The sequence below is a fragment of the Citrobacter sp. CK194 genome, from assembly GCF_030333395.1.
Taxonomy (GTDB): Bacteria; Pseudomonadota; Gammaproteobacteria; order Enterobacterales; family Enterobacteriaceae; genus Citrobacter_B; species Citrobacter_B koseri.
The window spans coordinates 283,709-305,561 of record NZ_JAOWGA010000013.1; the positions used below are offsets into that span (position 1 = coordinate 283,709).

General features: G+C 53.9%; 22 protein-coding genes, 1 other RNA gene and 1 pseudogene. 13 read left to right on the forward strand and 11 right to left on the reverse strand.

What is annotated here, in order from left to right:
* Positions 1-20: 20 nt before the first annotated feature.
* Positions 21-1,076 (reverse strand): PLP-dependent cysteine synthase family protein, encoded by a 1,056-nt coding sequence (locus OGX80_RS04110; protein WP_115181899.1) that lies wholly within the window; start codon positions 1,074-1,076, stop codon positions 21-23.
* 112 nt (positions 1,077-1,188) lie between these two features.
* Between OGX80_RS04110 and decR the strand changes: the two genes are divergently transcribed.
* From decR to amtB, 5 genes are all read left to right on the forward strand, one after another.
* A complete protein-coding gene (gene decR, locus OGX80_RS04115) occupies positions 1,189-1,647 on the forward strand; it encodes a DNA-binding transcriptional regulator DecR (RefSeq protein WP_012133534.1) in 459 nt (152 codons plus the stop codon).
* Positions 1,648-1,691: 44 nt separating this feature from the next.
* Positions 1,692-3,464, forward strand: a complete 1,773-nt coding sequence (locus tag OGX80_RS04120; RefSeq protein ID WP_024130591.1) for a SmdA family multidrug ABC transporter permease/ATP-binding protein — start codon at positions 1,692-1,694, stop codon at positions 3,462-3,464.
* Positions 3,457-5,235, forward strand: coding sequence for a SmdB family multidrug efflux ABC transporter permease/ATP-binding protein (locus tag OGX80_RS04125; protein WP_047458452.1), 1,779 nt, complete (start codon positions 3,457-3,459; stop codon positions 5,233-5,235). The genes OGX80_RS04120 and OGX80_RS04125 overlap by 8 nt, the downstream gene beginning before the upstream one ends.
* Positions 5,236-5,491: 256 nt before the next feature.
* Entirely contained in the window at positions 5,492-5,830 is a 339-nt protein-coding gene (glnK, locus tag OGX80_RS04130; RefSeq protein WP_012133530.1) for a P-II family nitrogen regulator, read from the forward strand.
* 31 nt (positions 5,831-5,861) lie between these two features.
* Positions 5,862-7,148 carry an ammonium transporter AmtB gene (amtB, locus tag OGX80_RS04135; protein ID WP_024130590.1) on the forward strand — a complete coding sequence of 429 codons (1,287 nt, stop codon included), beginning with the start codon at positions 5,862-5,864 and terminating at the stop codon, positions 7,146-7,148.
* A 48-nt stretch (positions 7,149-7,196) separates the two neighbouring features.
* On the opposite strand, the gene tesB is transcribed toward amtB, so the two are convergent.
* Complete coding sequence (tesB, locus tag OGX80_RS04140; RefSeq protein ID WP_012133528.1) at positions 7,197-8,057, reverse strand: acyl-CoA thioesterase II; 861 nt, start codon at positions 8,055-8,057, stop codon at positions 7,197-7,199.
* A 215-nt stretch (positions 8,058-8,272) separates the two neighbouring features.
* Between tesB and OGX80_RS04145 the strand changes: the two genes are divergently transcribed.
* Entirely contained in the window at positions 8,273-8,842 is a 570-nt protein-coding gene (locus OGX80_RS04145) for a YbaY family lipoprotein (RefSeq protein WP_012133527.1), read from the forward strand.
* A gap of 35 nt (positions 8,843-8,877) precedes the next feature.
* Here the strand turns inward: OGX80_RS04145 and OGX80_RS04150 are convergent.
* Positions 8,878-9,267 (reverse strand): annotated as a pseudogene (locus OGX80_RS04150) (MGMT family protein).
* An 84-nt stretch (positions 9,268-9,351) separates the two neighbouring features.
* Between OGX80_RS04150 and ffs the strand changes: the two are divergent.
* From ffs to OGX80_RS04165, 3 genes are all read left to right on the forward strand, one after another.
* Positions 9,352-9,448: signal recognition particle sRNA small type (ffs, locus tag OGX80_RS04155), an RNA gene on the forward strand.
* A gap of 193 nt (positions 9,449-9,641) precedes the next feature.
* Positions 9,642-9,893 (forward strand): hypothetical protein, encoded by a 252-nt coding sequence (locus OGX80_RS04160; RefSeq protein WP_012133525.1) that lies wholly within the window; start codon positions 9,642-9,644, stop codon positions 9,891-9,893.
* On the forward strand, positions 9,890-10,105 hold the full coding sequence (locus OGX80_RS04165; protein ID WP_012133524.1) for a hypothetical protein: 216 nt from the start codon (positions 9,890-9,892) through the stop codon (positions 10,103-10,105). The genes OGX80_RS04160 and OGX80_RS04165 overlap by 4 nt, the downstream gene beginning before the upstream one ends.
* Before the next feature lie 20 nt (positions 10,106-10,125).
* Here OGX80_RS04165 and yczR read toward each other — a convergent pair whose 3' ends face one another.
* Positions 10,126-11,553 carry a MocR-like transcription factor YczR gene (gene yczR, locus OGX80_RS04170; RefSeq protein WP_104868984.1) on the reverse strand — a complete coding sequence of 476 codons (1,428 nt, stop codon included), beginning with the start codon at positions 11,551-11,553 and terminating at the stop codon, positions 10,126-10,128.
* A gap of 86 nt (positions 11,554-11,639) precedes the next feature.
* Between yczR and yczE the strand changes: the two genes are divergently transcribed.
* Both yczE and OGX80_RS04180 read left to right on the forward strand, forming a co-directional pair.
* A complete protein-coding gene (gene yczE / locus OGX80_RS04175) occupies positions 11,640-12,254 on the forward strand; it encodes a membrane protein YczE (RefSeq protein WP_115181896.1) in 615 nt (204 codons plus the stop codon).
* A 79-nt stretch (positions 12,255-12,333) separates the two neighbouring features.
* Positions 12,334-12,687, forward strand: coding sequence for a DUF1428 domain-containing protein (locus OGX80_RS04180; protein ID WP_012133521.1), 354 nt, complete (start codon positions 12,334-12,336; stop codon positions 12,685-12,687).
* 39 nt (positions 12,688-12,726) lie between these two features.
* Here the strand turns inward: OGX80_RS04180 and pdeB are convergent, their stop codons facing one another.
* On the reverse strand, positions 12,727-14,277 hold the full coding sequence (gene pdeB, locus OGX80_RS04185) for a cyclic di-3',5'-guanosine monophosphate phosphodiesterase PdeB (RefSeq protein WP_115181895.1): 1,551 nt from the start codon (positions 14,275-14,277) through the stop codon (positions 12,727-12,729).
* A gap of 225 nt (positions 14,278-14,502) precedes the next feature.
* Here pdeB and OGX80_RS04190 point away from each other — a divergent pair, with 225 nt between their 5' ends.
* Together OGX80_RS04190 and ykgO are read left to right on the forward strand one after the other, a co-directional pair.
* A complete protein-coding gene (locus OGX80_RS04190) occupies positions 14,503-14,763 on the forward strand; it encodes a type B 50S ribosomal protein L31 (protein WP_012133519.1) in 261 nt (86 codons plus the stop codon).
* 1 nt (position 14,764) lies between these two features.
* A complete protein-coding gene (gene ykgO, locus OGX80_RS04195; protein ID WP_003859006.1) occupies positions 14,765-14,905 on the forward strand; it encodes a type B 50S ribosomal protein L36 in 141 nt (46 codons plus the stop codon).
* A 77-nt stretch (positions 14,906-14,982) separates the two neighbouring features.
* On the opposite strand, the gene OGX80_RS04200 is transcribed toward ykgO, so the two are convergent.
* From OGX80_RS04200 to acrA, 6 genes are all read right to left on the reverse strand, one after another.
* Positions 14,983-15,453, reverse strand: coding sequence for a YlaC family protein (locus OGX80_RS04200; protein ID WP_115182353.1), 471 nt, complete (start codon positions 15,451-15,453; stop codon positions 14,983-14,985).
* Between the two features lie 113 nt (positions 15,454-15,566).
* Positions 15,567-16,118 carry a maltose O-acetyltransferase gene (maa, locus tag OGX80_RS04205; RefSeq protein WP_047458424.1) on the reverse strand — a complete coding sequence of 184 codons (552 nt, stop codon included), beginning with the start codon at positions 16,116-16,118 and terminating at the stop codon, positions 15,567-15,569.
* 183 nt (positions 16,119-16,301) lie between these two features.
* Positions 16,302-16,520, reverse strand: a complete 219-nt coding sequence (hha, locus tag OGX80_RS04210) for a hemolysin expression-modulating protein Hha (RefSeq protein ID WP_002892050.1) — start codon at positions 16,518-16,520, stop codon at positions 16,302-16,304.
* A 27-nt stretch (positions 16,521-16,547) separates the two neighbouring features.
* Positions 16,548-16,922, reverse strand: a complete 375-nt coding sequence (gene tomB / locus OGX80_RS04215) for an Hha toxicity modulator TomB (RefSeq protein WP_012133514.1) — start codon at positions 16,920-16,922, stop codon at positions 16,548-16,550.
* 501 nt (positions 16,923-17,423) lie between these two features.
* Entirely contained in the window at positions 17,424-20,570 is a 3,147-nt protein-coding gene (acrB, locus tag OGX80_RS04220; protein ID WP_012133513.1) for an efflux RND transporter permease AcrB, read from the reverse strand.
* 22 nt (positions 20,571-20,592) lie between these two features.
* Positions 20,593-21,786, reverse strand: coding sequence for a multidrug efflux RND transporter periplasmic adaptor subunit AcrA (gene acrA / locus OGX80_RS04225; RefSeq protein WP_047458420.1), 1,194 nt, complete (start codon positions 21,784-21,786; stop codon positions 20,593-20,595).
* Positions 21,787-21,853: the final 67 nt, after the last annotated feature.

Consider the following 21,853-nt stretch of genomic DNA (forward strand, 5'->3'; position numbering starts at 1 on the left):
CCTGGCTTTTTTTATGCCGCTTAACGGACGTTCAGCAGTTGGGTAATTTCCGCCTGCCACGGCGCTAAATCGCCAATGTGATCGTTAACCCACTGGGGATTGTAATAGGTGTCGAGATAGCGTTCGCCGCTGTCACACAGCAGCGTGACGAGAGAACCGGTCTCTCCGGCGTCGCGCATTCTGGCTGCGATCTGCAACGTTCCCCACATATTAGTGCCGGTGGAGGCGCCCACTTTACGGCCCAGCTGCGTTTCCAGCCAGTGCGCGGTCGCGACGCTGGCGGCGTCGGGTACGCGCAGCATTTCGTCCACCACATCCGGGATGAAGGAGGGTTCCACGCGCGGGCGGCCAATCCCCTCAATTTTGCTGCCCACCGGGCTGCGCAATGTGGCGTCGCGATCCTGCCAGTAGGGCAGGAAGACCGAGTTTTCCGGGTCAACCACCATCAGGCGCGTGTCATACCCATGACAGCGAATATAGCGGCCAATTGTCGCTGACGTGCCGCCTGTCCCCGCGCTCATCACGATATGCTTCGGCACCGGATTCGGCTCACGCTGCATCTGATGGAAAATACTGTCGGCGATATTATTGTTGCCGCGCCAGTCGGTGGCGCGTTCGGCATAGGTGAACTGATCCATATAGTGACCGTTCAGTTCGTGCGCCAGTTGCTCAGAGGCGGCGTAAATCTCGCAGGCGCTTTCGACAAAGTGGCAGCGACCGCCATAAAACGCAATTTGTTCGATTTTGCGTTTTGCCGTGCAGGAAGGCATTACCGCGATAAACGGCAGGCCGAGCAGTCGGGCGAACCAGGCTTCGGAAACCGCCGTTGAACCGGAGGAGGATTCAATAATGGTCGTGTTTTCTTTAATCCAGCCGTTACACAACCCATACAGGAACAATGAACGCGCCAGACGGTGCTTCAGGCTGCCGGTCGGATGGGTGCTTTCATCCTTCAGGTAGATCTGGATGCCCGGAAACGCCGGTAGCGACAACCGGATCAGGTGCGTGTCGGCTGAACGCTGATAGTCAGCGTTAATTTCATTAATGGCGTTTTTAACCCAGGTGCTATTCATCATTAATTTCCATTTGTCATTTTGTGCCCAGATTAGCGAAAAGCACGGAAAAAATTGTTGCCATTTCACCTTTAAAATAGAATGTAAGGAGAAAAATCTTCTCTGTGGGGTGGGTATGTTAGATAAAATTGACCGTAAGCTGCTGCTTTTGTTGCAGCAGGACTGCACCCTCTCTTTGCAGGCGCTGGCCGATGCCGTTAATCTGACCACCACACCCTGCTGGAAACGGCTGAAACGTCTGGAAGACGACGGCATTCTCCTCGGTAAAGTCGCGCTGCTGGACCCAGAGAAATTGGGTCTGGGGTTAACGGCGTTCGTACTGATCAAAACCCAGCATCACAGCAGTGAATGGTACAGCCGCTTCGTGACGGTGGTCACCGAAATGCCGGAAGTGCTGGGGTTCTGGCGTATGGCCGGGGAATACGACTATCTGATGCGGGTTCAGGTAGCAGATATGAAGCGTTATGACGACTTCTACAAACGTCTGGTGAACAGTGTTCCGGGATTGTCAGACGTAACGTCGAGCTTTGCGATGGAACAGATTAAGTACACAACCGCTCTGCCTATTGAATAATTCTCCCGGAAAATATTGCCGGAAATCATGTCAGGATATAACGCGTGCGATTATTTGCTCAATTAAGCTGGTACTTCCGTCGGGAGTGGCGTCGCTATCTCGGCGCCGTGGCCTTGCTTATCATTATCGCTGTCCTTCAGTTGATCCCGCCCAAAGTGGTCGGGATCGTTGTGGATGGCGTCACTGCGCAACATTTCACTACCGGTCAGGTATTGATGTGGGTGGGCACGATGGCCATGATTGCGGTAATCGTCTATTTGTTGCGCTATGTCTGGCGCGTGCTGCTGTTCGGCGCCTCTTATCAACTGGCGGTTGAACTGCGTGAAGATTACTACCGCCAGCTCAGTCGCCAGCACCCGGAATTTTATCTGCGACACCGCACCGGCGACTTAATGGCGCGCGCGACTAACGACGTCGATCGTGTCGTCTTTGCCGCCGGGGAAGGGGTGCTCACGCTGGTGGATTCGCTGGTGATGGGCTGCGCCGTGCTGATCGTGATGTCAACGCAGCTCAGTTGGCAACTGACGCTGTTCGCGCTGCTGCCTATGCCGATTATGGCGCTGATGATCAAGCGCTACGGCGACCGTCTGCATAACCGCTTCAAACTGGCGCAGGCGGCGTTTTCCAGTCTGAACGATCGTACCCAGGAGAGCCTGACCAGCATTCGCATGATCAAAGCTTTTGGCCTTGAAGATCGACAGTCGTCGCTGTTTGCGGCGGACGCGGAAGATACCGGGAAGAAAAATATGCGGGTAGCACGTATCGACGCCCGTTTTGATCCCACGATTTATATTGCCATCGGCATGGCTAATCTGCTTGCCATCGGCGGCGGAAGCTGGATGGTAGTGCACGGTACGCTGACGCTTGGGGAACTGACCAGCTTTATGATGTACCTCGGGCTGATGATCTGGCCTATGTTAGCGCTGGCCTGGATGTTTAACATTGTTGAACGCGGTAGCGCAGCGTACAGCCGTATCCGCGCGATGCTGGCGGAAGCGCCGGTCGTCAACGACGGAACGGAGGCGGTGCCGGAAGGTCGGGGAGCGCTGACGGTCTCCATTCGTGAATTCAGCTACCCGCAAACCGCGCATCCGGCGCTGGAAAATGTGCAATTCCAGCTTGAGCCAGGGCAGATGCTGGGGATCTGTGGGCCGACAGGCGCGGGGAAAAGCACTCTTCTTTCGCTTATTCAGCGCCATTTCGATATTACGCAGGGGGATATCCGTTTTCATGATATTCCGCTGACGCGCTTGCAGCTTGATAGCTGGCGCAGTCGCCTGGCGGTCGTCAGCCAGACGCCGTTCCTGTTCTCCGACACGGTCGGCAATAACATCGCGCTGGGGCGCCCAAACGCGACGCAGGAAGAGATTGAACAGGTGGCGCGGCTGGCCAGCGTGCATGAGGATATTTTGCGTCTGCCTCAAGGATATGACACCGAAGTGGGCGAACGCGGCGTCATGCTGTCCGGCGGACAAAAACAGCGCATTTCTATTGCGCGTGCGTTACTGCTCAATGCGGAAATCCTGATTCTGGATGATGCGCTGTCGGCGGTAGATGGCCGTACCGAACACCAGATCCTGCATAATTTACGCCAGTGGGGAGAGGGGCGCACCGTGATTATTAGCGCGCACCGCTTATCCGCTCTGACGGAAGCCAACGAGATTATCGTGATGCAGCATGGCCATATCGCCCAGCGTGGCGATCACGATGAATTAGTGCTGCAAACGGGCTGGTATCGCGATATGTATCGCTATCAGCAACTGGAGGCGGCGCTGACTGACGCTCCTGAAATCAACGAGGAGACGGCAGATGCGTAGTTTTGGACAGTTATGGCCGACCCTGAAAAGGCTGCTGGCGTATGGTTCGCCGTGGCGTAAACCGCTTGCCATCGCCGTGGTGATGCTGTGGATCGCGGCGGCGGCGGAAGTCAGCGGCCCGTTACTTATCAGCTACTTTATCGACAATATGGTCGCGAAGAGCCACCTGCCGCTGGGCATGGTCGCGGGTCTGGTGGCGGCGTACATTGGCTTACAGTTTCTGGCGGCGGGGCTGCATTATGCGCAGTCGCTGTTGTTTAATCAGGCGGCCGTCGGCGTAGTGCAACAGCTGCGTACCGATGTGATGGATGCCGCTTTGCGCCAGCCACTGAGCGCCTTCGACACGCAGCCGGTGGGGCAACTGATCTCTCGCGTGACCAATGATACGGAAGTCATCCGCGACCTTTACGTTACGGTCGTGGCGACGGTGCTGCGTAGCGCGGCGTTAATTGGCGCGATGCTGGTCGCCATGTTCAGCCTCGACTGGCGGATGGCGCTGGTCGCGATGGCGATTTTCCCGGCGGTGCTGGTGGTGATGGTGATTTACCAGCGCTATAGCACGCCGATTGTGCGCCGCGTGCGGGCATATCTGGCGGACATCAATGATGGCTTCAATGAGGTCATTAACGGCATGAGCGTCATTCAGCAGTTCCGCCAGCAGGCGCGGTTCGGCGAGAGAATGGGGGAGGCCAGCCGCTCGCACTATATGGCGCGGATGCAGACCCTGCGACTGGACGGCTTTTTATTGCGCCCGCTGCTCAGCCTTTTTTCCGCGCTGATCCTCTGCGGATTACTGATGCTGTTTAGCTTTACCTCGCGCGGCACCATTGAAGTCGGGGTGTTGTACGCCTTTATCAGCTATCTGGGGCGTCTGAACGAGCCATTGATTGAACTGACGACCCAACAGTCGATGTTGCAGCAGGCTGCGGTGGCGGGGGAGCGCGTATTCGAACTGATGGACGGCCCACGCCAGGATTATGGTCGGGATGAGCGCCCGTTGCAGTCGGGCAGGATTGACGTTGATGACGTCTCCTTCGCCTACCGTGACGACAATCTGGTGCTGCAAAACATTACGCTCTCCGTTCCGTCGCGCAGCTTTGTGGCGCTGGTCGGGCATACCGGCAGCGGCAAGAGTACCCTCGCCAGCCTGCTGATGGGGTATTACCCGCTTACACAGGGAGACATTCGCCTTGACGACCGTTCGCTGTCAACGTTGAGCCACGGGGTTTTACGTCAGGGAGTCGCGATGGTGCAGCAGGACCCGGTGGTGATGGCGGATACGTTCCTGGCAAACGTCACGCTGGGGCGCGATATTTCTGAGGAACAGGTCTGGCAGGCGCTGGAAACCGTGCAACTGGCGGAGCTGGCGCGTAGTCTGAGCGAGGGTATCCACACCCGGCTGGGCGAGCAGGGCAATAATCTGTCCGTCGGGCAGAAACAGCTGCTGGCGCTGGCGCGGGTGCTGGTTGATACGCCGCAGGTTCTGATTCTGGATGAAGCCACCGCCAGCATTGACTCCGGTACTGAGCAGGCGATTCAGCAAGCGCTGGCGGCAGTGCGTGAACACACCACGCTGGTGGTGATTGCACATCGCCTGTCAACCATTGTTGATGCGGACACCATTCTGGTGCTGCATCGCGGGCAGGCGGTCGAGCGCGGTACGCATCAACAACTGCTCGAAGCGCAAGGGCGTTACTGGCAGATGTACCAACTACAGCTTGCCGGTGAAGAGCTGGCGGCCAGCGCGCGTGAGGAATCGCTCAGCGCCTGATGGTGCTGCGCTTATCAGGCCTACGGACAATGCGCTCTTGTAGGCCGAATAAGGTGCTTACGCCGCCATCCGGCAATCAACAATCTGGTGCAAAAATGTAACGTACCATGCACCGTTATAGTGCGTTTTTTCTTTTCCTTCCCCGGCCGCACCCTACAAGCCTGAATTATCCCGCGTTTTTCATTTCTGGCACACCCCTTGCAATATCCCTGTCGTGAAGCGGCAGACATTATCGAATTCTGACAGGAGGGGATCTATGAAGCTGGTTACCGTGGTAATCAAACCGTTCAAACTGGAAGACGTCCGTGAAGCACTGTCTTCGATTGGTATTCAAGGGCTGACAGTCACCGAAGTGAAAGGCTTCGGGCGTCAGAAAGGTCATGCCGAGCTGTACCGCGGTGCGGAATACAGCGTCAACTTCCTGCCCAAAGTGAAGATTGATGTGGCGATTGCCGACGACCAGCTTGATGAAGTCATTGAGGTCATCAGCAAGGCGGCCTACACCGGAAAAATTGGCGACGGCAAAATTTTTGTCGCTGAGCTGCAACGTGTCATTCGTATTCGTACCGGCGAAGCCGACGAAGCGGCACTGTAACTCCTGGCACACAGTGATAGGGAACGAAAAGATGAAGATAGCAACGATGAAAACTGGCCTTGCTTCACTGGCTTTGCTTCCAGGTCTGGCAATGGCGGCTCCGGCGGTTGTGGATAAAGCCGACAATGCCTTTATGATGATTTGCACCGCGCTGGTGCTGTTCATGACCATTCCGGGCATTGCCCTGTTTTATGGCGGATTGATCCGTGGAAAGAACGTGCTGTCGATGTTGACGCAGGTTGCCGTCACCTTCGCGCTGGTCTGTATTTTATGGGTTGTTTACGGCTATTCGCTGGCCTTTGGCGAGGGGAACAACTTCTTTGGCGACTTCAACTGGGTGATGCTGAAAAATATTGAGCTCACGGCAGTGATGGGCAGTTTCTACCAGTATATTCACGTTGCTTTCCAGGGCTCTTTCGCCTGCATTACCGTCGGGCTGATCGTGGGGGCGCTGGCTGAACGTATCCGCTTCTCTGCGGTACTGATTTTCGTGGTGGTGTGGCTGACGCTCTCCTATATCCCGATTGCGCATATGGTCTGGGGCGGCGGTTTGCTGGCTTCTCACGGCGCGCTGGATTTTGCGGGCGGTACGGTCGTGCATATCAATGCGGCGATTGCTGGTCTGGTGGGCGCTTATCTGATTGGCAAACGTGTCGGCTTTGGTAAAGAGGCGTTCAAACCCCATAACCTGCCGATGGTTTTCACCGGCACCGCGATCCTCTATATCGGCTGGTTTGGCTTTAACGCCGGGTCGGCAGGGATGGCGAACGAGATTGCTGCACTGGCCTTTGTTAACACCGTGGTGGCAACGGCTGCCGCTATTCTGGGGTGGATTTTCGGCGAGTGGGCGCTGCGCGGTAAACCGTCTCTGCTGGGCGCCTGCTCCGGCGCTATCGCGGGACTGGTCGGCATAACGCCAGCCTGTGGTTACATTGGCGTCGGCGGCGCGTTGATTCTCGGTGTCGTTGCGGGGCTGGCGGGTCTGTGGGGCGTGACGATGCTTAAACGTCTGCTGCGTGTGGACGATCCTTGCGATGTGTTTGGCATCCACGGCGTTTGCGGCATCGTTGGGTGTATCCTGACCGGGATCTTTGCATCCACCACCCTCGGCGGTGTAGGGTTTGCCGAAGGCGTGACGATGGGGCATCAGCTGCTGGTACAACTGGAGAGTATCGCTATCACCATCGTCTGGTCTGGCGTAGTGGCGTTTATCGGCTACAAACTGGCAGATATCACCGTTGGGCTGCGCGTACCGGAAGAGCAGGAGCGCGAAGGTCTGGACGTCAACAGCCACGGCGAGAATGCGTATAACGCCTGATTATCAACAGGCCGGAGGCGACGCTTTTGCGTCGCCATTCGGCCATTTTCAATTGCGATTGCGCATCACGCCTTCCTGAACGGTCGATGCGACCATCACGCCATCCCGCGTGTAAAACTCCCCACGAACAAAACCACGGGCGCTGGAAGCCGAGGTGCTCTCTACGCTGTACAGCAACCATTCGTTCATGTTGAAAGGACGATGGAACCACATTGAATGGTCGATCGTGGCAATTTGCAGACCTTTCTCCAGAAAGCCGATGCCGTAGGGTTGCAGCGCGACGGGCAGGAAATTCAGATCGGAAGCATAACCCAGCAGATACTGATGAATGCGGATATCATCCGGTATCGTACCGTTGGCGCGGATCCAGACCTGGCGCGTCGGGTTCGCAACGTGGCCTTTTAACGGGTTGTGGAACTCTACCGGGCGGATCTCCAGCGGGCGGTCGCTGATAAATTTCTCTTTCAGCACGGGCGGCAGCAGATGCGCCAATGAACGGGCGATCTCCGTCTCCGATTGCAGCGTTTCCGGCGCAGGGGCGTCCGGCATGGTTTTCTGATGCTCAAATCCCTCTTCCGGCGCCTGGAAGGAGGCTGTCATATAGAAAATAGGCTTCCCGTTCTGGATGGCGGCGACGCGACGCGCGCTGAAACTGTTGCCGTCGCGCAGAACTTCCACATCGTAAATAATGGGCTTCAGGCTGTCGCCGGGGCGCAGAAAGTAGCTGTGAAAAGAGTGAACCAGACGTTGTTCAGGTACGGTCTCTTTGGCGGCATACAGCGCCTGACCGACCACCTGACCACCAAAAACCTGACGTAATCCTAAGTCTTCACTTTGGCCCCGAAAGAGTCCTTCTTCAATTTTTTCCAGATCTAACAATGACAGCAAATTATTCAGTGCCTGACTCATACGTGCTCTCCAGGTAACAACGGCGCCGAAGCGAGGTAGGCAGAGTATAACGCAATTTTGAAAGTGGTCCGATGGGTGCAATAGTCTGAATTACGGACTAATTCCAGGCAAAAATAAGTGAGATATGCCACACTTAGTCACGTTATGTCTTTGTTAACCACTCTTCCGGCGGGTAAAACACCTCCCGCTGATGCATTGATGATAAGGAGAATTTAATGAAACTCGTGCACATGGTAAGTGGTTTAGCGGTTGCGGTTGCTCTGGCAGCCTGCGCAGACAGAAGCGCAGATATCCAGACGCCTGCGCCTGACCCAAATACTTCTGGCGTGGCTACACAGTCAACGATTCAGCAACCTAATGTCTCCGGTACCGTCTGGATCCGTCAGAAAGTGGCTCTGCCACCGGATGCCGTACTGACTGTGACGCTGTCTGATGCCTCACTGGCGGATGCGCCGTCGAAAGTGCTGTCGCAGAAAGCGGTGCGCACCGAGGGGAAACAGTCGCCATTTAGCTTTGTACTGCCGTTTAACCCGGCTGACATCCAGCCAAATGCGCGGATTCTGTTGAGCGCCGCCGTGACGATTAATGACAAACTGGTCTTTATCACCGATACCGTACAGCCGGTCATTAATCAGGGCGGCACGAAAGCGGATCTGACGCTGGTGCCGGTTCAGCAAACGGCAGTGCCTGTTCAGGCCAGCGGCGGCGCAGCGACAACCGTACCGTCAACGTCACCGACGCAGGTGAACCCGTCTTCCGCCGTACCGGCGCCGACACAGTACTAAGCTCTCACAGGACAACCCTCTCCGGCCGGAGAGGGTTAATAAATCCAGCGATATCGTTGCATATCGATTTGCCCACTCCCCGAGACCACCACGCCTTCTGACAGTAACGCCTGACGTTGGCGTTGCAGGTCTGGCCCGGTCAGGGAGATGGCGCCATGACGATTCACGACCCGATGCCAGGGGAGTGTGCTGCCTTCCGGCAATCGTTTTAATACGCCGCCGACCTGACGCGCGGCACGAGGTGAACCGGCGAGGCGGGCGACGTCGCCATAAGTCGTGACAAACCCTTCGGGGATTGAGGCCACGATTTGCCAGACGCGTTGGGGGAAAGTGTCTTGTCTGTCCATCATTCATTCCTGCGATAATCTCCCAGCATAATCGTGAACCGCCGGGGAGTGAAGTCTCATTGCGCAAGAAAACAGCATCCGATGTTGGATGGGTTGCATTTACAGGGGCCAGCAGTGATAATGCGCCTGCGCGTTGGTTAACAACGCTCTCAATGGGGGCTCTGTTGGTTCTCCCGCAACGCTACTCTGTTTACCAGGTCAGGTCCGGAAGGAAGCAGCCAGAGCAGATGACGTGTGTGCCGGGATGTAGCTGGCAGGGCCCCCACCCAATTCTGCCGTCCGGCAACCTCTTCATTTTCCTCCTCTTGTCATATTAACGTCATTATTTTGTCATCAAATGCTGGCAGAGTGTTATCGGGACGTTATTAATCAGTTTGTGCCCTGATATTCACGCGGTGACGATAGCTGTGTCGCACACGACGTGTTTTGCCTGTTTACAAGGACTCTTTACGATGGCTACTGCTGTACTAAATGTCAAAATCGATGAGACGTTAAAAGAGAAGCTTCGCCATTATGCCGAAGCAAATAATGAGAACTTAAGTATCACCACAGAAAAACTGCTGCTGATTGCATTTGAGGCCGCAGAAGAGGCGGGAGTCTCGGCGAGTGATATCGACAGTCAGCATACGGAAGAATCCGTGGATGAGCCGCTTACTCCTAAAGAAATCAAAGCATTACGCAGATTACTCAAGAAGAAAAAATGAAACAACAACTCTCAATCGCCAGTAATTATGGCGAAGCCTGCGAATTACTGCGTTCCGGCTATGTGAAGCATGTTCGTCTTAACTGGAATGTTGGTAGTGATGAATTCTTTCGTATTGCCTCCGACTGGTGCGATGCCGGGGCAAAAATAAAGAAAGACGGCGAGAACTTCATTATTTCCCTGAAAGGTTTCCCCGTCCCACGCCAGCAATAAAACGACGATGACAGGCCATATTAGATAATTTTGCGTATTTTCCCTGCGCTGTTTTGTGAGCGCAGGTTGTCCCATATCGGCTGTAATGTCTGAAAAGCCGATCGCAGTGTTTCATCCGGCAGGGTGAACGGCATACGTAAGAAACGATCAAACGCACCCGCGAGACCAAAACGCGTACCGGTGCCCAGTTGAATCCCTTCGCTTTCGGCGCGCGTTGCAAAGAGCGTGGCCAGCGTGTCGGGTAACTCCACCCAAAAAGAGAGCCCGCCCTGCGGCTGCCTGAAGCGCCATTCAGGAAAATGCGCGTGCATCAGTTCACAACACAAGTCGCGTCGTTGGGACAGCAACTGCCGTCTGTCAGGAAGAAAGCTGGCGGCATTATCAAGCAGCCAGCCGGTCGCTAACTGCTCCAGTACCGGCGATCCTAAATCAAACGTATCCCGGGTTTGTACCAGCGCGGCGATTGTCCGTGATGAGGCGCGAACCCACCCCAGACGCAACCCGCCCCAGAAACTTTTTCCTGCCGATCCCAGCATAATAATCGGCGCGTCGGCGTTGTAATGTGCGAGCGGGGGCGGCGGCGGGGCGTTGTACCACAAATTAACCATCGTCTCGTCCACAACCAGCGTGGTATGCGTTCTGGCGGCAATATCCGCGACCGCTTGCCGCGTGGCGGCATCCATACAGCGCCCGGTGGGATTATGGAAATCCGGCATCAGATAAGCCATTCTCGGCGCGGTTTGCGCAATGGTCGCCATCAGACCGGCGGTGTCCCAACCCTGTTCGGGCAATGAGACGCCAACGGGGCGACAGGAGGCTCCCTGAATCGCGGCGATTGCGAGCGGGTAGGTCGGGTGATCCACCACTACGCGATCGCCCGGGCCCGTCAGGAGTCGCAGGAGTAGCGCCAGCCCGCTCACGGCGCCATTGACCACCATGATTTCATCAGGGCGGGTTGGCAAGCCGCGCTCGCAATAGTGCCGGGCGATAGATTCACGTAAAGAGAGCAGACCTTGCGGCAGATACCCGGAACTCAGCAGATGCTGCGGCATTGCGCAAAGCGCCTGCTGGTAAGCCTGGTGAATTTCAGGGCCTGCGCTGAGCGCGGCGGTAGAGAGATCCAATGCCATATTGGCTCCGCCGCGCGTGGGCACAGGGTGGATGGCATCCGGTAAGATCACCCGCGAGCCGCTACCCTGACGGCTTTCCAGATAGCCTTCTTCCCGAAGTTGCGCCATTGCGCTGGCGACGGTTGTTCGGCTGATCTTCAATACGGCGGCCAGTTCGCGTTCGCCGGGCAGTCGGCTATCGAGCGCCAGTCGGCCATCAAGAATCAGCAGGCGCAGGGCCTCCGCCAGCTGACGCCAGACAGGAGTACGTGAGGGAGTCTCCTGCCAGTGCCCAAGCAGGCGCTGAAGAGACTGGCTTCCATAGCGGCGTGATGACATAGCAGTCCACTTTTTTAAAACTGGACATTAATCATAGTGCCAATTGCGGTGAAGATGAAAGGTATCTGAACGGGGAGAATGGAAGAATGCTGCGTCGTCTGATTCAACTGTATACCGGTCTGGCTCTTTATGGCGTATCGACCGCAATGTTTGTGCGTGCGGACTTAGGGGCCGATCCGTGGAACGTTTTCCACCTTGGCGTGGCGAATTTGCTGTCAATGAACATTGGCATGGTGATTATCGCCGTTGGCGTGCTGGTGTTATTACTGTGGATTCCGCTGCGTCAACGCCCGGGCCTTGGCACCATCAGCAACGTAATCGTTATTGGGCTGGCGGCGGATGTTGCGCTGGCCGTACTGCCCGCTTTTGAGTCGTTGCTTGTCCGCAGTGTTCTGTTGATCTCCGCTGTAGTGATCAACGCGCTGGCGACCAGCATGTATATTGGGGCCGGTTTCGGCGCAGGCCCGCGAGATGGCCTGATGACCGGGATTCACGCGCGCACCGGTTGGTCGATACGCGCCATCCGCACGGCGATTGAAGTTTCGGTATTGCTGAGCGGCTGGTTGCTGGGGGGGACGCTGGGCGTCGGTACGGTATTGTATGCGCTGGCTATCGGGCCGCTGATTCAGATCTGCTTGCCGTGGTTTCGCTATCAACCCCGGGCACGCATTCGGGTTCGTCATTCGCCCACAGCAGAGTAACGCGATGGCGACTAGACTTAACAACGACTGACGCGGCCAGAATTGGCTTGCCGCGCAGTACGCTTCGGAGGTTTTTCTCATGAAGTATGTTGATGGTTTTGTGGTTGCCGTACCTGCTGAAAACAAGGAGGCGTATCGGGAAATGGCGGCAAAAGCGGCTCCTCTCTTTAAAGAGTTTGGGGCGTTACGCGTCGTTGAGTGTTGGGCTGATGATGTGCCGGACGGCAAATTGACCGACTTTCGCATGGCGGTAAAAGCGGAAGATCACGAAGAGGTGGTGTTTAGCTGGATTGAATACCCTTCGAAAGAGGTTCGCGACGCGGCGAATCAGAAAATGATGTCAGATCCACGAATGAAAGAGTTTGGCGATGCCATGCCTTTTGATGGCAAGCGCATGATTTACGGCGGATTTTCTCCCATTCTGGATGACTGAAGCGACAGGCTGTGCGGCGTGCCGCCAGCCGTCCCCATTCTAAATCCGTTTTTCCGCCCATAAAATAAATTCTGCGGCGGGCAGCGCTTTGCTGTAAAGCCATCCCTGACCATACTGCACGCCGTGCTGGCGTAACCAGTCCTCCTGATGCGTCGTTTCAATACCTTCCGCCACCATTTTCAGCTTCAGCGTTTTCGCCATTTCAATAATATGCGGCGTCACATTTTTGTAGGCCAGCGCATCAACAAAGGACTTGTCGATCTTCAGAATATCCACGTCCAGATTCTGTAAGTAGCAAAGACTGGAATAGCCGGTGCCAAAGTCATCAAGATAAATCGCGTGACCGGCTTTGCGGTATCTGGCAATGACTGGCGCGCTGGTTTTGGGATCGGCAAACTCACGCTCGGTCAGCTCCAGCGCGATTTGCGACGGTGAAATCTGACTCCGGTTAAGCAACTGGCTGAGATGTACCGGAAGTTTCTCTGACGCAAGGGTCGTTGCCTCAATATTGATAGAAATGTGCTGCTCAGGGTGTTGTCGCAGCCATGTTCCCATCTCCTCAAAAACGGTCTCTAAAATCAGGTGGGTGAGCGGTTCGGAAAGCCCCGTTTGTTCTGCGAGGGGAATAAACATTTCCGGCGAAAGGTAGCTGCCGTCGGTTTGCGGCCAGCGAGCCAGCGCTTCCGCGCCTGCTATCTTCCCGCTACTCAGCGAAATAATCGGCTGATAATGCACCTTAATATCACGGTTATGGATGGCGTCCAGTAAACGGTGGCGTGGTGATTGTAAGCGGCGAAGAATGCGCAGAATAAACGCCGCCGCCAGCAGGCTCGCCATCATCCCCAGCGGCAGCCAGGTAAAAGCCTGGCGATACCAGTTCTTTTGTAGCGGCAGCGTGGAGGCCCAGGTCACGATGGCGATGTTCATTTCAGGAGAGCGCTGAATCGTGTAGACACTGTTGCGATCTTCCCGGTATTGACCGGGCGACTGCTGCAATTGTCGAATAATGTCGGGATCGAGCCGATTGCTACTGGCGGCCACGATGTTATTTGCTTCGCCAATAATAGCGGCATCAATATGCCATGAACTAAATGGGATCACATCAATGAAGGAGGCGGGGTCCATCATGACCACATAGTGTCCTTTACCCACAGCGACCATAAAGCGCTTGAGCCCTAAATCATTTTGCGAGGTAAGCCATATGCGGTAGCCGTCCAGGGTGATCTTTTCCGGTTTGGGGAAAACGAAGGGGGCGCTTTTTTGCTCCAGCGATGAGCAAACAGGCATATTTTGGTCGAGGTATAGCACTTCCTGAATGTAGCGTAGGCTGTAAGATATTCGGCGCATTGTCAGTAAATGCGCATTACTACAAGGCGTACCGCGAAAGGCGTTTAGCTGGTCTAACGCCAGTTTGCTCTGGGAGGCAACTTTGTCAGCGCGTAAGGCTACGCGTGATGAATAGACGTTAAGTTCCTCAATAAATTTCTTTTCAACCTGGCGATGAGCGAGCCAGAGGCTTAATCCAACAGGGGCAAGGACAGACAGAATGAGCACCCCTGTGACCAGGCTGACCAAATGTCGTGTTGTCACGGTGATATCCTTATTGATGCAGCATATGGCGAGTATATCTGAACGTAAAAAAGCCCTTCGTTTAATCACGTTATTCTAACTGCTTTTGCTCTTTCTGGCTCAATAAGGGCTTGTTTCGACTTAAAACGTACAATGTTGAAGGATAACCACATCATTATGAGGGTTGAAAAGCGGCAATTTGCGGCGTATTTTATTGTTACGTTATAACATAATATTGAGGCTGTCATGAAACCGAATATCCATCCTGCCTATCGCACCGTGGTGTTCCACGATACCAGTGCGAATGAATACTTTAAGGTGGGGTCAACGATCAAAACCGAGCGTGAGATTGAGCTTGAGGGCGTGACCTATCCGTATGTCACCATTGAGGTGTCTTCTAAATCACACCCTTATTACACCGGAAAACAAAAAACCTTTGATAACGAAGGCAGCGCAGCACGTTTCCAGAAACGTTTCGGAAATTTTATTGGCGCTAAGCGAGGATAAGATGCAGGTACTGAATTCATTGCGTAGCGCAAAGCAGCGGCACCCGGACTGCCAGATAGTTAAACGCAAAGGGCGTTTATATGTGATCTGCAAATCCAATCCACGTTTTAAAGCGGTGCAGGGTCGTAAAAAAAGACGTTAATGATTTGCCAACATTGCAGGGACTACAGTGCGTGCCAGGGACGGTACGCACTTTTTACATCTGCAACAGTGAGAAAACTAGTGGCTTGTTTCTGTGCGAGTGAGCGTGAAAACATCGTAGAAAGAGAGTTCGCCTTTACGCGTTATCATCTTCTGTAATTGTGCTTTCTGGTCGCTGCCAACATGCGGTGACTGAAGAATAGCGTGGATCAGCGCAGGAGGAACGAAGCGCGTGTTATACCATTCTCCGTTATAGCAAACCCTGAAATCCAGCACGTCGATATCCTCGTAGCGATAACGCGGGGCGACATCAAAAAAGAAAAAACCATTCAACAGGACGAATAATACGACCAGCAGCCACACTGAATCCACCAGCGTGTCTGATTGCAGCATGACGGCCAGCGTGGCCAACCAGGCGATATACATGCCAATAAACAGCCCCGGATGTTTGCGAATAAAACTAATACTGAAACGCGGTCTGTTGTCGCGTTTCTCGCGAGCATTGAGATCGTCAATCGTTTCCGTCAGCAGGCGCTGTATTTCTGTCATCATTTGCCTTTGTGATTTCTGTAACATTCAGGGAACAGCCCATTTTAGAAGGGCGAACTTCATGAAAAAAGTAACAGATTAACCACAATTTATCATAACAGTTACAATTCGCTTTACAGCGTTTTAATGATTCGCGCGGGATTTCCACCGACCACAACGTTGGCCGGAACGCTTTTGGTCACGACGGCGCCCGATGCGACAACGGCGTTGTCGCCAATGGTGACGCCAGGGTTAATCACGGCGCGACCGCCGATCCAGACATTATTCCCGATGGTTACAGGTTTACCCAGTTCCCTACCGCTGTTGCGTTCTGTGGCATCCAGCGGGTGCGTCGCCGTATAGATATGCACGCCAGGCGCGAGCATACAATTGTCGCCGATATGAATCGGGCAGACATCCAGCATCACACAGTCGAAGTTAGCGTAAAATGCTTTGCCGAGGTAAATATTGTAACCGTAATCACAGCGGAAGGAGGGCTCAATATACGCACCGTCGCTCTGGCCTAGCAGGTCGCTCAGAATAGCCTGTCGCGCATTCTTCTCGTCCGGTGCGGAGTGGTTGTATCGATGAAGCAACTGGCGCGCCCGCAGGCGGTCGTTGCGCAATGTCTCATCGGCCGGGCAATATAACTCACCGGCAATCATCTTCTGCTTTTCTTCGCTCATTATGCACTCTTCTGTTTGTGGATTAACTGCCGCAGTACAGTAAAGCGCAACGCCTTTTAAGGGAACGTTCCCGTTACCTTGATGTGATCTAAATCACGAGACGTAAAATAGGAATTAACGGTAAATACAGGGAAACCCTCAGTCAGGCAGAACGAACGTATTCTCCATAGCGTTATGCAAAAATTAGCGAATGAATTTCCACACGGAGGTGGGAATCTTGTCGTAGAGCTTATTCATCGTCAATTCTGCAAGACGGTGATCTGCTGCTGAGTAAAATACAGCCAATTCATTGTCAGACAATTCATATTTATTTTTCTCTATTACACGTTCCAGCGTGTCTATTGTCTGGCAGCGTCGTAAACGCATCAAATAATCTGTTTTCGTTAATGGTTTATCGGACATAAATCTTACCTATGATTGTAATAATTTTTAACATGACAAGCTAACAGGATTCGCCCTGGTGGCATTGACGAAGCAGCGAAACAGGCGGTTTCCTGATTTTCGCCATTTTTGCAGATCCTGCGCATTAATGCCGTAACTGCTGAACAACATAAAGGTGTCATCCAGATATTCATCTATCTGTGCAATCAGCTTATTGTCCTCATTATACTTAATTTTATAATTAAGTGCGAAGGTTGCAATATGCTCTATCAGTTCATTGAGCTGAAGATTGATTGCCGAAGTAGGGTCATTAACCCAACCGTGGTTGCTTTCTTCAAGGTTTGCAAGACAGTCATGATACAGGGTTTCACAGAGAAATTTAAGCTGTGCGATATCATGTCTTTTGGGTGAGTACTCATCCATAACGCATCCCCTTCTTAGTGGCTTGAACTAACCGAACACCTTTCGGGATGGATACAACTAACTGACCTGGAACTTGCGCTCTTCTCCTGATGTTTTAACTATAATCCACTCTAAAAAAGATTTCATCGTCCTATTACGAAAAATTACAATTAGGTAAAAGTATGTTGCCCCAACGCAATTTTACATTTTAACCGTAAAAGACGATGCCTGAAATGAGGCGATCTTTTTATTGTTTTTGCAATCATTGAGTTATCGTCATTTGTGCTAACGACGATTGTTAAGAAGGCTGTTACACTCACGATATACCAGGAATAATCTTAATGATTTCTTAATTAACGGAAAAAATAAGAAATGACCAGACTCTCTAAGAATAGCCTTTAGCACGCTGGGGATTATATGTCTTATTTATTCTACGGTGAATAAACAAACTAACAATAAGCGCTTTTTATGATTTTTATCCAGAAAAAAGGCCGCTTGCGCGGCCTTTTCACAGGAGATGAATCAATGATGCTCTACCGAATGGCTGTGCTCAATGTCTTCGCTCTTGCGACTAAAGCGGCGGCGTACCACCACAAAGAAGACCGGAACGAAGAAGATAGCCAGAACCGTTGCGGTGACCATCCCGCCCATTACGCCGGTGCCCACAGCGTTCTGCGCGCCGGAACCTGCGCCAGAGCTGATAACCAGCGGCATAACACCGAGGATAAACGCCAGAGACGTCATCAGGATCGGGCGTAAACGCATACGTACCGCTTCCAGCGTTGCTTCTATCAGACCTTTGCCTTCTTTATCCATTAAGTCTTTGGCGAATTCGACGATAAGTATCGCGTTCTTCGCCGACAACCCAATGGTTGTGAGCAGGCCCACCTGGAAGTAAACGTCGTTGGTCAGGCCACGGAAGGTTGCCGCCAACAGCGCGCCGATAACCCCGAGCGGCACCACCAGCATAACGGAGAACGGAATAGACCAGCTCTCATACAGCGCCGCCAGACACAGGAAGACCACGATCAGTGAAATGGCGTACAGGGCAGGCGCCTGGTTGCCGGACAGTCGTTCCTGATAAGACATCCCGGTCCAGTCGTAGCCGATGCCGGATGGCAGTTTGCTTGCCAGCTCTTCCATCATCGCCATTGCTTCACCGGTACTCTTACCTGGTGCCGCCTGGCCGAGGATTTCCATTGAAGGCAGACCGTTATAGCGCTCCAGACGCGGTGAACCGTATTCCCAGCGCGAGGAGGAGAAGGCCGAGAACGGCACCATCTGACCATCGCTACCGCGCACATACCAGTTTCCGATATCTTCCGGCAACATACGGTATTTCGCTTCAGACATGACGTAAACTTTCTTCACACGACCACGGTCGATGAAGTCGTTCACATAGCTGCCGCCCCATGCTGCGCCCAGCGTCGTGTTAATATCGCTAATGGAAACACCCAGCGCCTGCGCTTTTTCCTGATCGATATCGACCTTGAACTGCGGCGTATCTTCCAGACCGTTCGGACGAACGCCGACCAGCAGATCCGGGTGTTTTGCAACTTCGCCAAACAGCTGGTTACGCGCCTGCGTCAGTTTTTCATGACCGAGGCCGCCCTGGTCAATCAACTGGAAGTCGAAGCCCGTTGCCGTACCCAGTTCGACAATCGCTGGCAGGTTAAAGGCGAACACCATCGCATCTTTAATCTGGGAGAATGCGCCCATCGCGCGACCGGTGATCGCATCGACTTTATTCTCATCCCCCGGACGGTCGGCCCAGTCTTTCAACGAGACGAACGCGATACCGGTGTTCTGACCACGACCAGCAAAACCAAAGCCGTTAACCGCAAAGACGGATTCAACGTTATCTTTCTCTTTGGTGAGATAATAGTCGGTCATCTCATCGAGAACTTTCTGCGTACGCTCCTGGGTTGCGCCCGCTGGCAGCTGCGCCATGCTCAGGAAGACCCCCTGGTCCTCGTCCGGCAAGAAGGAGCTTGGCAGACGAACGAACAGGTAAGCCATGCCGACCACGATGATCAGATAGAGCAGCAGATAACGACCGGTGCTGCGCAGGATGTTGCCTACGCTGTCGGTGTAGTGGTGCGTGCTCTTCTCGAACATGTTGTTGAACCAGCCAAAGAAACCTTTGGTTGACCCGTGGCTGCCTTTGGCAACCGGCTTAAGCATGGTGGCGCACAGGGCTGGCGTCAGGATCAATGCCACCAGCACTGACAGCGCCATTGCGGACACAATGGTGATGGAGAACTGACGATAAATAGCCCCTGTAGACCCGCCGAAGAAGGCCATCGGGATAAATACCGCTGACAGCACCATTGCGATCCCCACCAGCGCGCCCTGAATCTGGCCCATTGATTTTCGCGTGGCTTCTTTCGGCGGCAATCCTTCTTCGGACATTACACGCTCAACGTTCTCTACCACCACGATGGCGTCATCCACCAACAGGCCGATGGCGAGCACCATCCCGAACATTGTTAGCGTGTTTATCGAGAAACCGAACGCCGAAAGCACGGCGAATGTCCCCAACAGCACCACCGGCACCGCGATTGTCGGAATCAACGTCGCGCGGAAGTTTTGCAGGAACAGGTACATGACCAGGAACACGAGGATGATGGCTTCTACCAGCGTTTTCACCACTTCGTGAATGGAGATCGTCACGAACGGGGTGGTGTCATACGGGTAAACGATCTTCATCCCTGACGGGAAGAACGGTTCCATCTTCTTCAGTTCTGCACGGATGGCGTTTGCGGTATCCAGCGCGTTCGCACCGGTCGCCAGCTTGATCCCCAGACCAGACGCAGGCTGTCCGTTGAACTTCGCAATGATGTCGTAGTTCTCACCGCCCAGTTCAATTCTTGCTACATCGCGCAGGCGAACCTGGGAGCCGTCCTGGTTCACTTTCAGCAGAATTTTACCGAACTCTTCCGTAGAGGTCAGACGCGTTTGTGCGATGATGGAGGCGTTCAGTTGCTGGCCTTTCACCGGCGGCGTACCGCCAAGCTGACCGGCCGCAACCTGGGCGTTCTGCGCTTTGATCGCGTTAATCACATCCACTGGCGTGAGCTGGAAGTTGTTCAGCTTCGTTGGGTCCATCCAGATACGCATCGCGTACTGCGAACCAAACAGCTGCACGTCACCCACACCTGACGTACGGCTGATGGCGTCTTTCATGTTCGCCGCAACGTAGTCAGAGATATCCTCCTGTGTCATGGTGCCGTCGGTGTTAATGACGCCCACAACCATCAGGAAGCTGCTGGATGATTTCTCAACGCTCACACCCTGCTGTTGAACCTCCTGAGGAAGCAGCGGCATGGCCAGTTGCAGCTTGTTCTGCACCTGAACCTGCGCGATATCTGCATCCGTACCGGATTCGAAGGTCAGGGTGATCTGCACGGTACCCGTGGAGTCACTGTTTGAGGACATGTACATCAGGTTATCGATACCGTTCATGTTCTGTTCGATAACCTGCGTCACCGTGTCCTGCACGGTTTTCGCATCAGCGCCAGGGTAAGTCGCGGAGATCGTCACTGCGGGCGGCGCAATCGTTGGATATTGCGCTACCGGCAGTTTGAGGATCGCGAGGCCCCCTGCCAACATGATGATAATGGCGATCACCCACGCAAATATAGGGCGATCGATAAAGAAATTAGGCATGTCTTAACGGCTCCTGTTTAAGTTAAGACTTAGACTGTTCAGACGGGTTAGCGCTTGCGGCTTGCTGTTCATTATCCGCGGTGACTTCCTGCGCTTTAACCTGCGCGCCAGGACGCACTTTTTGCAGCCCGGTAACAATCACGCGATCGCCCGATTTGAGTCCATCAGTGACTAACCACTTATCGCCAATCGCCTGGTTTGCGACGATCTGACGGGTTTCCACTTTGTCATCGGCGCCGACAACCAATGCACTGGCATCACCGCGTGGCGTACGGGTAACGCCCTGCTGGGGAACCAGCAATGCATCAGGATTGGTGCCTTCTTCCAGACGTGCGCGAACAAACATACCAGGCAGTAAGGTATGGTCCGGGTTAGGGAAGATTGCGCGTAACGTAATCGAACCGGTGGTTTGGTCGACGGTGACGTCAGAAAACTCAAGCGTACCGGATTGCGGATAGGTAATGCCGTCGCTGGTGACCAGCTCGACTTTCGCTTTGCCGTTCTCTTGCTTCAGTTTGCCGCTCGCCAACTCCTGTTTCAGGCGCAGGAAGTCGTTGCTTGACTGCGTTACATCCACATAGATCGGGTCGAGTTGCTGTACTGTCGCGAGGGCGGTAGCCTGGCCGTTTTGTACCAGCGCGCCTTCCGTTACGGATGATTTACCGATACGGCCGTTAATCGGGGAGGTCACTTTGGTATACGCCAGATTAATGCGTGCGGTTTCAACGGCCGCTTTTGCCGCCACAACAGACGCATTCGCCTGTTGCGCATCTGCCAGCGCGCTATCGTAGTCTTGTTGGCTGATGTATTTCGTACCCAACAGTTTCTGATAACGTTTAACCGTTAACTGAGCGATATTTGCAGCCGCCTGCGCTTTAGCGAGATCGCCTTTGGCGCTTTCGTAAGCTGCCTGGTAAGTCGCAGGATCAATCTGATAGAGAGACACACCCGCTTCAATGTCGCCGCCTTCCGTAAAGTTACGTTTCAGGATAATTCCGCTTACCTGAGGACGAACTTCCGCAATACGGTATGCATTGGTGCGACCCGGGAGTTCAGTAGTGATCTGTAGAGGTTCAGTTTTGAGCGTCACAACCCCAACTTCTGGCATCTGCTGACCACCTTGTTGGGCCTGTTTGTCGTCACATCCTGTTAGCGCTAAGCTGCCTGAGAGCATCAGAACGACCGCCAGAGGCGTAAACCCTCTGTTTTTGTTCATATGTAAACCTCGAGTGTCCGATTTCAAATTGATCAATGGTCAAAAGTCCACAAACCCATTGCTGCGT